This window comes from Borrelia persica No12 (genome assembly GCF_000500045.1).
GTDB lineage: Bacteria > Spirochaetota > Spirochaetia > Borreliales > Borreliaceae > Borrelia > Borrelia persica.
In genome coordinates, this window is record NZ_AYOT01000043.1 from 1 (window position 1) to 813 (window position 813).

Sequence of the window (813 nt, forward strand, 5' to 3'; positions counted from 1 at the left end):
TCTTGAATTTGTGGCAAAAATGCTTCAAAACCTTCAAATATTCTTTGAGCTTGTACACCGATATGATGCATACTTTCTCCTTTGTTAAATTTTTTTGATATACTTGTGTTCATTTTTAATCTCCTAATCTAGTTATTTACAAAAATAAAATTACAGCAAAAACTTGGTTTTGTCAACTTTTTTTGCTAAATTATTGATATAATTTTTTTGTTAAATTTGTATAAAAAAGTTTTTTTATTATAAATGGGTTTACTTTTAAATAGTTATTGCATTATCATATTATTAGTAAACACATAGACTAGGAGATTAAAATGAAAGGTATAAAAAAACCTACCAATAAACATCAGCACATGTTAATCATATTAATATCAACATTAGATTTTATGAACTCAATGTTCAAACAATACAATCAAAACAAAATACTCTATTATTTCAACCGAAACTTAAGACAAAATGGTCAGAAAGAAATTAAAATGAAGACACTTCAAAGTTACTTATACAAACTGGGCAAAACAATAGAAGTAACTGAAAACTACCACAAACATTTAGGTGAAAATTGTGGCACTGAAGTCTACTACAAGCTCAAATATCCTAAAAAAATATGCAATCGAAGAATCAATAAATTTTTTCGAGAAAAAAAAGAAGAAAGGTTCCAAAAGCGTGTGAATAAACATTATGAAAATCTTGAAAAGGCTGTTAATCAACATAGCAATGAAAAGCATAGCAATGAAAAACATGGCAATGGAAAGTATGGGAGTGCTAAAACATGGGAGTGTTTTAATAATAATATAATAATAAATAATAAAGAGAAGA

At 26.1% G+C, this 813-nt stretch carries 1 protein-coding gene; it reads left to right on the forward strand.

From position 1 onward, the window contains the following. Positions 1-311: 311 nt before the first annotated feature. On the forward strand, positions 312-813 hold a 502-nt coding region (locus U881_RS0100845), incomplete at its 3' end, for a plasmid maintenance protein (RefSeq protein WP_024652958.1).